General features: G+C 41.1%; 10 protein-coding genes and 1 pseudogene. 6 read left to right on the forward strand and 5 right to left on the reverse strand.

Annotation, left to right across the window (positions count from 1 at the left end; all coding sequences use genetic code 11):
- The 3 genes from UC75_RS20515 to UC75_RS06825 form a co-directional block, all read right to left on the reverse strand.
- Positions 1-251 (reverse strand): ABC transporter permease subunit (locus UC75_RS20515; RefSeq protein ID WP_228137141.1); only part of this gene is annotated, 251 nt, incomplete at its 3' end.
- Positions 252-342: 91 nt separating this feature from the next.
- Positions 343-1,128: an ABC transporter substrate-binding protein gene (locus UC75_RS06820; protein WP_049837109.1), complete on the reverse strand. Its 786-nt coding sequence runs from the start codon at positions 1,126-1,128 to the stop codon at positions 343-345.
- A 172-nt stretch (positions 1,129-1,300) separates the two neighbouring features.
- A complete protein-coding gene (locus UC75_RS06825; RefSeq protein ID WP_049837110.1) occupies positions 1,301-2,329 on the reverse strand; it encodes a LysR family transcriptional regulator in 1,029 nt (342 codons plus the stop codon).
- A 201-nt stretch (positions 2,330-2,530) separates the two neighbouring features.
- Here UC75_RS06825 and adeF point away from each other — a divergent pair, with 201 nt between their 5' ends.
- From adeF to UC75_RS06840, 3 genes are read left to right on the forward strand one after another with little or no spacing between them, the layout of a single operon-like run.
- Positions 2,531-3,751, forward strand: a complete 1,221-nt coding sequence (gene adeF, locus UC75_RS06830) for a multidrug efflux RND transporter periplasmic adaptor subunit AdeF (protein WP_049837111.1) — start codon at positions 2,531-2,533, stop codon at positions 3,749-3,751.
- Positions 3,752-3,757: 6 nt separating this feature from the next.
- On the forward strand, positions 3,758-6,937 hold the full coding sequence (adeG, locus tag UC75_RS06835) for a multidrug efflux RND transporter permease subunit AdeG (RefSeq protein WP_049837112.1): 3,180 nt from the start codon (positions 3,758-3,760) through the stop codon (positions 6,935-6,937).
- Positions 6,938-6,949: 12 nt separating this feature from the next.
- Positions 6,950-8,425, forward strand: coding sequence for an efflux transporter outer membrane subunit (locus UC75_RS06840; protein WP_049837113.1), 1,476 nt, complete (start codon positions 6,950-6,952; stop codon positions 8,423-8,425).
- A gap of 62 nt (positions 8,426-8,487) precedes the next feature.
- On the opposite strand, the gene glyA is transcribed toward UC75_RS06840, so the two are convergent.
- A complete protein-coding gene (glyA, locus tag UC75_RS06845) occupies positions 8,488-9,741 on the reverse strand; it encodes a serine hydroxymethyltransferase (protein ID WP_032052288.1) in 1,254 nt (417 codons plus the stop codon).
- Between the two features lie 61 nt (positions 9,742-9,802).
- Between glyA and UC75_RS20520 the strand changes: the two are divergent.
- Positions 9,803-9,895 (forward strand): annotated as a pseudogene (locus UC75_RS20520) (hypothetical protein); the annotation flags it as partial.
- Positions 9,896-9,987: 92 nt separating this feature from the next.
- On the opposite strand, the gene UC75_RS06850 reads toward UC75_RS20520, so the two are convergent.
- A complete protein-coding gene (locus UC75_RS06850) occupies positions 9,988-11,217 on the reverse strand; it encodes an alpha/beta hydrolase (RefSeq protein WP_049837114.1) in 1,230 nt (409 codons plus the stop codon).
- Positions 11,218-11,469: 252 nt separating this feature from the next.
- On the opposite strand from UC75_RS06850, the gene UC75_RS06855 reads away from it, so the two are divergent.
- Positions 11,470-12,156 carry a 3'-5' exonuclease gene (locus UC75_RS06855; protein WP_049837115.1) on the forward strand — a complete coding sequence of 229 codons (687 nt, stop codon included), beginning with the start codon at positions 11,470-11,472 and terminating at the stop codon, positions 12,154-12,156.
- A 147-nt stretch (positions 12,157-12,303) separates the two neighbouring features.
- Positions 12,304-12,936, forward strand: coding sequence for a hypothetical protein (locus UC75_RS06860; RefSeq protein ID WP_049837116.1), 633 nt, complete (start codon positions 12,304-12,306; stop codon positions 12,934-12,936).
- Positions 12,937-12,998: the final 62 nt, after the last annotated feature.

Consider the following 12,998-nt stretch of genomic DNA (forward strand, 5'->3'; position numbering starts at 1 on the left):
AGGGCTTCAGTAATTTGGTTTAGACCCAACTGCAAGCTATAAAATAACAGCAGCATAATCACTAAGTCAGGCACGCTACGAATGAGCGTGGTATAGGCAGTCGCAATATAGCGTAAAGCTTTAATATTAGAGAGTTTTGAACTCGCACCAATTAAGCCAATAATGACAGAAAGCAAAAGTGACAACAGCGCAAGCTGTATGGTCATCCATGTTCCGCTGAGAAGGAGTGGCCCATAGCCAGATAAAAACATGACTCATCTTCTCCTTAAAAACAATATCTAATATTGATGAGATGAGAATAGATTTTAAAATGTCGGCACTAAGCCGACATTTTTCACATCATTAGTAAATGTTAAAGGAGAAATATTTTTTCTCGAGTTTCTTGTATGTACCGTCCGCAATGATTGCTGCGAGAGCTTTGTCAATATTCGCTTTCAAATCTGCATCTTCTTTGCGTAAACCAATCGCTGCGCCTACACCCAGTGTTTTTGCATCAACCACATTGTTGCCGACAAAAGTAAAGTTTTTGCCTTTTGGTTGTTTTAAGAAAGCACCATCAACCATGATTGCATCTTGTAAAGTTGCATCTAAGCGACCTGACATCATGTCTTGATAAATCAAATCTTGGACTGGATAAGGTACAACGGTTACACCTTTTGTTGCCCAATAGGTTTTAGCATAAGTTTCTTGAATTGTGCCCTGTTGTACCCCTACACGCTTACCTTTCAATGATGCAGCTGTTGGTAATAACGGTGAGCCTTTTTTTGCAACCATACGTGTTGGCGTGTTGTAGATTTTGCTACTAAACAAAATTTGTTTCGCACGTTCATCAGTCACCGTCATTGATGAAAGAATACCGTCAAATTTTTTCGCTTTAAGTGCTGGAATCATCCCATCAAAAGAGTTTTCAACCCAAACACATTTGGCTTTGAGTTTTGCACAAATAGCATTACCCAAATCAACGTCAAAACCAGTTAACTTGCCATCTGGTGTTTTATATTCAAATGGTGCATAAGAGGACTCCGTACCAAAACGAATCACCTTCCAATCCTTTGCTTGAACATTCGTTGCAACAGCAGCCAAAACTAAGGTTGTTGAAACGAACATTTTTTTCATAAAGCTTGCCATCTTGAAGCTTCTCCTTAAAATCCAAATAAGGTGATAAAAACTTGAGTAATTAAATTACTCTTCTGCCGAAATAATTGCAATTTCTATACCAGTAAATTAAGGATTTATGAAGATGTCAAAACAGCGGATGGTATTACCTCATTAAATGTTGAAAAATCACTCAAATTTTAAGTTAGTTTTTGAGTGTGTAAGCCTCTGCCATATTTTCATTTTGAACCAATGTCCGAATGGTGTATTCATGGTTATGTTCTTTGGCACTGGCAAATTCACATTTTTGATCTAATGACATTGAGCAACCACTCAGCAATGGACAACCTGCAAATAATTCGGCTACCCAATCTACAAATACACGGACTTTAGGCGATAAATGACGGTTTTGTAGATAAACGACTGATATTGGCATAGGTGCAGGCAACCATTCAGTCAATACCTCCCTAAGCGCACCAGACTCTAAATGTTTTGCCACCATATAATATGGACATTGAATTAATCCAAAGCCCTGTACTGCCAAATCAATATATGAATCACCATCATTGACAGAAACGCGCCCTTTCACGCCAACGCTGTGAATTTCCCCATCAACCATAAAATCCCAGTCGATATTGCGTCCGGTACGACTATTAAAGTAATGCACGACTTGGTGTTTTTGTAGATCATCAATAGTTTTTGGTTCGCCATGTTCCACCAAGTAACGTGGTGCAGCAACCGTCACACACTGAATTGTTCCGATACGACGTGCCACCAAACTTGAATCTTTCAACTGACCAATACGAATGACACAATCCACCGCATCTTGCACCAGATCTACGGGGCGATCACTCATTCCAATCACCAAATCAATATCAGGATATTTAGAATGAAAATCACAAAGCATCGGAATAAGGATGAGTCTTCCGATTGAAGCTTTAACATCGATACGTAGTCGGCCTCGTGGTCCGCGTTCCGAATCATGAAAAGTCGATTCAACGTCTTCAACATCGGCTAAAATTCGTGCAGTACGTTCATAATAAACTGCACCATCTGGCGTCAAACTGAGTTTACGGGTGGTTCGATTTAATAAACGAACCTGTAAATGTTTTTCTAAACCCTGAATGGTTGTAGTCACAGAAGCACGCGGTAGGCCTAAACTGTCAGCCGCTAAACTGAAACTATTTGTTTCGACAACTTTGTTAAATACTTTCATGGCATGAAATAGATCCACACACACACTCCTATCAATTAATGCATTTTTTCATTCAAACACATCAATTGTTATAAAAATACGAATAGTGTTATCGAATTTAATATATTTATTCGTGATTGACAAACTTTTATGCTCCGTCCATCCCATAAACCCTGTTTCTCCCATACGGACCATAATTAAAAGTCTGAAAACAGGTATCCAAATAAGTAGGAGCACCTCATGTCATTTTCCCGCAAACAGTTTGCGCTGTCTGCCATCTTTGTCGCCATTTTGGCAACGGGTGGCAGTTTTATGTTTTTACATGAAAATGCCGATGCAAAAGCTGCACCGACCACAGCCCAACAAGCTGCTACTGTTGATATTTCTAATGTCATCAGCAAAACCATTACCGATTGGCAAGAATATTCCGGTCGCTTAGAAGCCATTGATCAAGTCGATATTCGGCCACAGGTTTCAGGTAAACTCATTTCCGTACATTTCAAAGATGGCAGTCTGGTTAGAAAAGGCCAGTTACTTTTTACTATTGATCCGCGTCCTTTCGAAGCAGAACTCAATCGTGCCCAGGCTCAACTCGCTTCAGCTGAAGCACAAGTGACTTATACTGGTTCTAATCTTTCTCGTATTCAACGTCTAATTCAAAGTAATGCTGTATCTCGTCAAGAGTTAGATCTAGCTGAAAATGATGCGCGCTCAGCCAGTGCCAACCTGCAAGCCGCTAGAGCAGCCGTTCAATCTGCACGTTTAAATCTTGAGTACACGCGCATTACTGCACCAGTCAGTGGTCGAATTTCTCGTGCCGAAGTGACTGTAGGCAACGTGGTCTCTGCGGGTAATGGAGCACAGATTTTAACAAGTTTAGTCTCTGTATCCCGCCTTTACGCATCTTTCGATGTTGATGAACAAACTTACCTGAAATACATCAGTAATCAGCGTAATTCAGCACAAGTTCCTGTCTATATGGGACTTGCCAATGAAACCGGGTTTTCTCGTGAAGGAGTCATCAACTCAATCGACAATAACCTAGATACAACCTCAGGTACCATTCGTGTTCGCGCGACTTTCGACAATCCAAACGGAGTTTTATTACCGGGTTTATATGCTCGAATCCGTCTGGGTGGTGGTCAACCTCGTTCAGCAATTCTGATTAGTCCAACAGCGGTCGGCGTCGACCAAGATAAACGCTTTGTTGTTGTAGTCGATGCTAAAAATCAGACCGCTTACCGTGAAGTAAAACTTGGCACACAACAAGATGGCTTGCAAATCGTAAATAGTGGATTACAAGCGGGTGACCGTATTGTGGTGAATGGTTTACAGCGAATTCGTCCGGGTGACCCTGTTACCCCGCATCTTGTTCCAATGCCAAATGCACAAATCACTGCGAGCAGCACTACTCCTCAACCTCAGCCAACAGAAAAAACATCAACTCCGGCAAAAGGTTAATCACATATGAATATTTCTAAATTCTTTATTGATCGGCCGATCTTTGCTGGTGTGTTATCAGTATTGATTCTACTTGCCGGTTTACTTTCGGTATTTAAATTACCGATTTCAGAATATCCGGAAGTTGTTCCACCATCTGTGGTGGTACGTGCTCAATATCCAGGTGCAAACCCGAAAGTAATTGCTGAAACTGTTGCTTCTCCGCTTGAAGAATCCATCAACGGCGTTGAAGACATGCTGTATATGCAATCTCAGGCAAACAGCGACGGTAACTTAACCATTACGGTGAACTTTAAGCTTGGTATTGACCCAGACAAAGCTCAGCAATTGGTTCAAAACCGTGTATCTCAGGCCATGCCTCGCTTACCTGAAGACGTACAGCGTTTAGGTGTCACTACGTTAAAAAGCTCACCGACTTTAACCATGGTTGTGCATCTGACTTCACCAGATAATCGCTATGACATGACCTACTTGCGTAACTACGCGGTCCTCAACGTAAAAGACCGTTTGGCACGCTTACAAGGTGTAGGTGAAGTCGGTTTATTTGGTTCGGGTGACTACGCAATGCGTGTCTGGCTCGACCCACAAAAAGTAGCACAACGTAATCTCACAGCCACTGAAATTGTGAGTGCAATCCGCGAACAAAACATTCAGGTTGCAGCAGGTACCATTGGTGCATCGCCAACGAATTCTCCTGTACAACTTTCAGTGAATGCTCAAGGTCGTTTAACGACTGAGCAAGAATTCGCAGATATCATTTTAAAAACTGCACCAGATGGCGCTGTCACCCGCTTAGGTGATGTTGCTCGTGTTGAACTTGCAGCTTCACAATATGGCTTACGTTCATTACTCGATAATAAACAAGCGGTTGCTATTCCAATTTTCCAAGCACCGGGTGCTAATGCTTTGCAAGTTTCTGATCAAGTGCGTAGCACGATGAAAGAACTTTCAAAAGATTTCCCATCTTCAATTAAATACGACATTGTTTACGATCCGACTCAGTTCGTACGTGCCAGTATTAAAGCGGTTGTTCATACCTTGCTTGAAGCGATTGCACTGGTTGTTGTGGTTGTTATTTTATTCTTACAAACATGGCGTGCTTCAATCATTCCATTGCTTGCTGTACCAGTTTCAATTATTGGTACATTCGCGCTCATGCTTGCTTTTGGTTACTCAATCAATGCGCTTTCACTGTTCGGGATGGTACTCGCCATCGGGATTGTGGTCGATGACGCGATTGTGGTCGTCGAAAATGTCGAGAGGAATATTGAAGCGGGCTTAAGTCCAAGAGATGCAACTTATCGCGCGATGCGAGAAGTGAGCGGACCGATTATTGCGATTGCTTTAACGCTCGTTGCCGTATTCGTACCTCTTGCCTTTATGACAGGCTTAACAGGGCAATTTTATAAACAATTTGCCATGACCATTGCCATTTCAACGGTCATTTCGGCATTTAACTCTCTTACTCTATCCCCTGCTTTAGCAGCCATGCTGCTAAAAGGACATGATGCTAAACCTGATGCATTAACACGCCTTATGAACCGTGTATTCGGACGTTTCTTTGCGCTGTTTAACCGCGTATTTACCCGTGCGTCAGACAACTATGGTAAAGGCGTAAGTCGTGTTATCTCCCATAAAGCATCGGCAATGGGTGTCTATGCTGCACTTTTAGGTTTAACCGTTGGTATTTCTTATATTGTTCCGGGTGGCTTTGTTCCCGCTCAAGACAAACAATATTTGATTAGCTTTGCTCAATTACCGAACGGCGCGTCTTTAGATCGTACCGAAGCTGTCATTCGTAAAATGAGTGACACCGCACTTAAACAGCCTGGTGTAGAAAGTGCAGTTGCCTTCCCTGGCCTCTCAATTAATGGTTTTACCAACAGCTCAAGTGCCGGTATTGTCTTTGTAACCTTAAAACCATTCGATGAACGTAAGGCTAAAGACTTATCTGCAAATGCAATTGCTGGTGCACTCAACCAGAAATATTCAGCCATTCAAGATGCCTATATTGCGGTTTTCCCACCCCCACCAGTGATGGGCTTAGGCACCATGGGCGGCTTTAAACTCCAACTCGAAGACCGAGGTGCCTTAGGCTATTCAGCATTGAATGATGCTGCACAAAACTTTATGAAAGCAGCACAATCAGCTCCTGAACTGGGTCCAATGTTCTCAAGTTATCAAATTAACGTACCTCAACTAAACGTAGATCTGGACCGTGTAAAAGCCAAACAACAAGGTGTTGCTGTGACTGATGTTTTCAACACCATGCAGATTTATTTAGGTTCTCAGTACGTTAACGACTTTAACCGCTTTGGACGTGTTTATCAGGTTCGAGCGCAAGCCGATGCCCCTTTCCGTGCTAACCCTGAAGATATTTTGCAGCTTAAAACCCGTAACAGTGCCGGACAAATGGTTCCGTTATCTTCATTGGTGAATGTAACTCAAACTTATGGCCCAGAAATGGTAGTTCGTTACAATGGCTACACATCAGCCGATATTAACGGTGGGCCTGCACCGGGTTATTCATCTAGCCAAGCAGAAGCTGCGGTTGAACGTATTGCTGCTCAAACTCTACCACGTGGTATCAAGTTTGAATGGACAGATTTAACTTACCAAAAAATCTTGGCTGGTAATGCAGGACTCTGGGTATTCCCAATTAGCGTCTTACTGGTGTTCTTAGTTTTAGCCGCTCAATATGAAAGTCTAACTTTACCTTTAGCTGTAATCTTAATTGTACCAATGGGAATCTTGGCGGCTCTAACAGGTGTGTGGTTGACAGGCGGAGATAACAACATCTTTACCCAAATTGGTCTGATGGTACTGGTCGGGCTAGCCTGTAAAAATGCCATATTAATTGTCGAATTTGCACGGGAACTTGAAATGCAAGGTGCAACTGCCTTTAAAGCAGCTGTTGAAGCAAGTCGTCTACGTTTACGTCCAATTTTAATGACTTCTATTGCATTCATTATGGGTGTAGTCCCACTTGTTACCTCAACTGGTGCTGGGTCTGAAATGCGTCATGCCATGGGTATTGCGGTGTTCTTCGGCATGATCGGTGTAACGCTGTTTGGTTTGTTCCTGACCCCTGCCTTTTATGTCCTGATTCGCACACTGAACAGCAAACATAAATTGCATTCGGCAGCAGTTCATGAAGCACCTTTATCTACCCCACATGATCATTAAGGAGGATATTTGATGGCTACAACAAAACAAAGCTTATTATTGTCCTCACTCATGGGAAGCCTGCTGCTTGCAGGCTGCTCTTTGGCTCCTGAATATCAACCTGCAAAGGTGATAGTTCCAGTCAAATTTAAAGAGTCAGACCCTAAACTTGAAGACAATAATTGGAAAATTGCCCAACCTGCCGATCAGCAGATTCGAGGTGAGTGGTGGCGTGTTTTTAATGATGCTCAATTGAATGAGCTCGAACAACAAGCCATTTCTGGAAACCAAAGTCTTAAAGCGGCAGCAGCTAATATTCAAGCTTCACGTGCGTTACGTTCAGCAGCACAAGCTGAACGTTTGCCAAGTATTGGTGCTGGCTTTGGCCCAACTCGTCAAAAACCCTCTCCTGCTTCATTAGGCTTAGATGACAACGCTCATACATCTGCACAAACCTTATGGCGTGCTCAAGCAAATGTTTCATATGAGCTCGATTTATTTGGTCGTATCGCCAGTAGTGTCAATGCAGCAACAGCTGATGTACAGCAACAAGAGGCTTTATATCAGTCGGCACTTTTAGCTTTGCAAGCAGATGTTGCCCAAGATTACTTTCTCATTCGTCAGCTTGATGCTGAACAAGCAATTTATAATCGCACTATTAAATTGCTTGGCGAGACACGTGACTTAGTTCAAACACGTTTTAGGAATGGTTTAGTCAGTGAATTAGATGTTTCTCGCGCACAGACTGAACTGGCTACAGCTCAAACCAATGCACTGAACATTGCTCGTAACCGGGCCAATGCAGAGCATGCACTTGCAGTATTGTTAGGCAAAACACCAGCTGAATTTAGCTTGGCAATTGAACCTTTAACTGCAAACAGCCTCCGTCTACCAGCTGGTTTACCTTCAGCTTTACTTGAAAGACGACCTGATATTGCTGCTGCCGAACGTGCTATGGCAGCAGATAATGCGCGTATTGGAATTGCACGCGCTGCTTTCTTTCCAAAACTAGACCTGACAGGTGCACTCGGTTATGAATCATCAACTTTAGGTGATTTAGGAAAATGGTCGAGCCGTACATTCTTACTTGGTCCAGTCGCAGGCACTATTTTATCTTTGCCATTATTTGACGGCGGACAACGTAAAGCTGGAGTCGCTCAAGCACGGGCTGCCTATGAAGAAAGCGTCGCAAACTATCGCCAAACTGTATTGAATGCATTTCGCGAAGTTGAAAATGGTCTATCTGACCAAAGAATTCTCGATCAGCAAATTCAGGCTCAAAGCCAAGCGCTATCTTCTTCTCGTCATGCAAATCAATTGTCTCATTTACGTTATCGAGAAGGTGCGATTAGCTATCTTGATGTGATTGATTCGGATCGGACTATTTTGCAACAAGAGCAACTTTCTGCACAGCTTAACGGCACTAGAATGATGGCTAGTGTAAATTTAATCCGCGCATTAGGTGGTGGCTGGCATAATGCCGAGTCATCGGTAAAATCGGAAAGTTAATTCTTCCCTAATTAACTTGATATAAAAAAAGCGCCGTATGGCGCTTTTTTTATATTTACAACTTATTGTGCGTATACAGGGAATTTTGCACAAACAGTTTCAACTTTCGCTTTTACGTCAGCAATAACTTTTTCGTCACCTTTGCTGTCAATCACGTCAGCGATCCAACCAGCAAGTTCACGAACTTCAGCTTCACCGAAACCACGAGTTGTTACCGCTGGAGTACCGATACGGATACCAGAAGTCACAAATGGAGAGCGTGGGTCATTTGGAACTGAGTTTTTGTTCACAGTAATGTGAGCAGCACCTAACCAAGCATCTGCATCTTTACCAGTTACGTCTTGTTTGATTAAAGATAACAAGAACAAGTGGTTTTCTGTACCACCAGAAACAACGTCATAACCACGAGCGATTAACACTTCAGCCATAGCTTGAGCATTTTTCACAACTTGTTGTTGGTAAGCTTTAAACTCATCAGACATTGCTTCTTTGAAGCAGATTGCTTTAGCAGCAATCGCATGCATCAATGGACCACCTTGGTTACCAGGGAATACAGCTGATTGAAGTTTTTTCTCGATTTCTTCATTCGCTTTCGCAAGGATTAAACCAGAACGTGGACCACGAAGTGTTTTGTGAGTCGTAGTTGTAGTTACGTCAGCAATTTGAACTGGGTTTGGATATACGCCAGCAGCTACAAGACCTGCAACGTGAGCCATATCAACAAAAAGGTAAGCGCCAACTTTATCCGCGATGTCACGGAAACGTTGCCAATCTACAACACGGCTGTAAGCAGAGAAACCAGCAACGATCATACGTGGCTTGTGCTCTAATGCTAAGCGTTCAACTTCTTCATAATCGATCTCGCCAGTTTCAGCGTTTAGACCGTATTGAACTGCATTATAAGTTTTACCAGAGAAGCTTACTTTAGCACCGTGAGTCAAGTGACCACCGTGAGCCAAGCTCATACCTAAAACAGTATCGCCTGGGTTAAGAAGCGCTAGATAAACAGCAGAGTTAGCTTGTGAACCAGCGTGTGGTTGAACGTTTGCGTAATCTGCACCAAAAAGTTCTTTAGCACGATCAATCGCCATTTGCTCAATGATATCCACATATTCGCAACCGCCATAATAGCGTTTACCTGGATAACCTTCTGCATATTTATTCGTAAGTTTTGATCCTTGCGCTTCCATCACAGCAGGAGAGCAATAGTTTTCAGAAGCAATTAACTCGATATGTGCTTCTTGACGCTCACCTTCAGAAGCAATTGCTTGAGCTAATTCTGGATCAAATTCAGAAATGGAAATATTGGCAAACATTAGCGGGGGTCCTATAAAATTAGGGCTTTTAAGCCGTGCTAAGATTGCGACATATTGTAGCATGAACTTTATAATTAAACAGAATGAAGTTAGCTCAGTTTTAAATAAAAATGGCTCAAGTTTTATAAAAAATGAGCCATTGTTTATAAATCAATAAAAAAGCTGGTTTAAAGCTTATATTTAAAATTTTTTCCTCATTCACTTTAGCTTACAATAAGGTTGAAAATACTTTAAATATCAATAACTCTATTGTGCCGTTAGCAAGGTCTGAACATTTCCAACAATGTTGTCTACATTACTACTCATTGCCGTATTATGGTCCCAGTTACCCGTCACATAACTATTAATTTTAGTACCTACGACAGTGGCATTAGATATCAAAATATCTGTAGCTACTTTCGGAACTGTTGTATCTGCTAGCCCCTGATAAATAATGATTGGTGTAGATACTTTTGCCTGTAAAGGTTGAGAATCTTTATCTAAGAATGTTTTAACCAAGGGTACTGCCATAAAGTTAGGTTGTGTACGCGTAAAACCGTCCAGTGTGCCGCCATGTGTTGCTGCGTAGGTTTGCATATTAACTGCCAAAGCTTGGGCTAATGGCCCAGCACAAATCGTTTCTGCCTGCTGTGCTGTACTTTCTGTTTGTGAAGTAAATACCTGCGAATAATTAAAGCTTGGTTGTGTATTTCGAATACCTGCTGTAACTAACGCAGTATAGGTATCAAGCTGTGCATACATCGGAATCTTTTTATCTATAGTTGCATTAGCAACAGCTTGTTCACCTGCAACTAAAATAAAACCTAAATTAGAAGCTGGTGCTACGGCTACTGTACCTTTATAGTCTAGCTGTGCACGACTCGCATATTGTGCAGCACCTAACGCAGCATGCCCCCCTTGGGAATGACCGACTGTAAGCCATTTTTTTGAAGTTAATAAGTTACGCTGTGATAAATAGTTACGCGTTGCAACCACAGCATCTGTAATTGAGAAAGCCTCACTTTTAACATTTAAAAATGGATGTATGCCTGAAGTACCTAAACCTTCATAGTCTGGCGCAACAACAACATAACCAGCTGCGAGTAACTTACTAATTAAATCTTTTGTACTGTCTGTTAAAGCTGCTTTACTTGGTGCACAGGCATCTGCAACACCTGTAGTACCATGTGCCCAGACTACAATTGGCCAACCGCCTGTTGGTGGTGGAGTATTTGGTGTGAATACTAAACTGGTTGCCTGCACTTCTTGGCCACTTTGGCCTAACATTTTATAGGTCAGAATACTACTTTCAGCAGCAACTGATCCTAGGTTCGTGCTCGTGTAAGCATCTACTTTAACTACTGGGTTTTGAATATTATTGGCTGGAGTACCAGATGGATTGGTAGTTACTGGGCTGTCATCGCTACTTCCTCCACCACATGCCGTCAACAATAAGCTTGTGCTAAGAACACTGGTCATGAACAGTTTCATTTTCATTGGTATATCTTCCCTTAAATTCCATTTTTGTTGTGCTTTAGTTTTTTAATCAACATTTTCTAATGTCTTAAAAACAATTACGCCTAAACTTAATTTTTAGCAAGTCACATTTGATCAAAATTAGCACTGAAATCTTCTACTTTTCAACATAAATTGAATTTCTTATTGGCATCTAACCTTCTCTTCATGTTTTAAAGTGAACAACCAACTGTTAACATTTATAGCTACTCGTGATTGTTTAAAGGGCCAGTTATGCAAACCATTATTTTAGATACAGAAACACATACACTAAATGGTTTGCCTATTGAAATTGCGTATGCCCCGATTGAAATTAATGAAGGCAAGCTCACATTAGATAAAAGCAAATTGTTTGATCAGCTCTATCAAGTCGGTGCCCCTATTTCCTACGCCGCTATGGCAGTTCACCATATATTAGAGTCAGATTTAGAAAACCAGCCTCACTATAAAACGTTTAAATTACCAGAGAGCACGACTTATATTATTGGTCACAATATTGATTACGATATTGCCGCAATTGCGCGTTGTGGTGTGGATGTATCGAATATTAAACCGATTTGTACTTTAGCTTTAGCGCGTAAAGTTTGGCCAGATGCAGAAGCACATAATATCTCCGCCCTCATCTATATGATTTCGCAAGGCAGCAGTAAAGCTCGTGAATTACTCAAAGGTGCACACCGTGCCGATGCAGATATTATTTTGACTGCTAATATTTTGATGCATATTGTCTATCATTTAAATATTCAAGATATTGAAGAGCTATACCGAGTTTCTGAAGAAGCACGTATCCCCACAACGGTTAACTTTGGTAAGCATAAAGGCACAGCAATTGCTGAACTTCCTAAAGACTATATTCAATGGTTATTACGCCAAGATGAGCTTGATATTTACCTTCGCAAAGCATTAGAAAGTGTACTTTAACGACTTAAATAGATGATATTCATCAATTCTTCATCATATTGTCATTTTTGAGTTTTATGGTTAACCCCATTTATATTTTATTAAAAACAGCACTGTTCAACTCAGAAAATTGAACAGTCTGATTTATCTTTATATTGGGGAAACATAATGGCTGGTTTTTATAGAACCAATTTAGGAAGAGTTGCGCTTCAACAACGCAATATTGTTTTAAATGCAAAACAAAGACGTTTATTACTCTTAATAGACCATGAAGATTTTCAAAACTTAAATGGTGAATTTAAAAAACGTATTGCTTCTCCAGAATTGATTCAACAGCTTCTCGACTTAGAACTTATTGCCCCAGCTGCCTCTACAGAAACATTAACTGATGAAGAAATTATTTTAAAAACATCACCAATAAATAAAGTAGAAGAAAATCAAAAAGAATCTGTTACTACCTCCATAGCACATTCCCCGAATCTTGTTGGCGAAATCCAGCTTTCCGAGCAAAAAAATTTAGATCAGGCCTGCGCTACATATTTTCAACCAGTAATGTCTTCTAAGGCTCTTTCTTTCGAAGAAATACAATTATTAATGATGAAAACGCTTAGTAGTTATTGCGGACTAATGACTAAACCACTTGTTCAAAAAACAGAGAAAGCCTCAACAATACAAGAGCTTAAACTATGCCAAATGCAATGGATTACCAGTTTGCAAGAATCACGAATTCCTCCTCAGGAACTTGCAAGTGCTTTACATACAATTAACTATTCAATTCAGCTTCTTCAAGAAAGTATATAAAATATTGAACAACTTGCTGTTTAATTAAGCATTAAAGTCACTTGGCACGTATTTCGTGCTTT

Source organism: Acinetobacter sp. V2 (genome assembly GCF_001188385.1).
Lineage (GTDB): Bacteria > Pseudomonadota > Gammaproteobacteria > Pseudomonadales > Moraxellaceae > Acinetobacter > Acinetobacter oleivorans.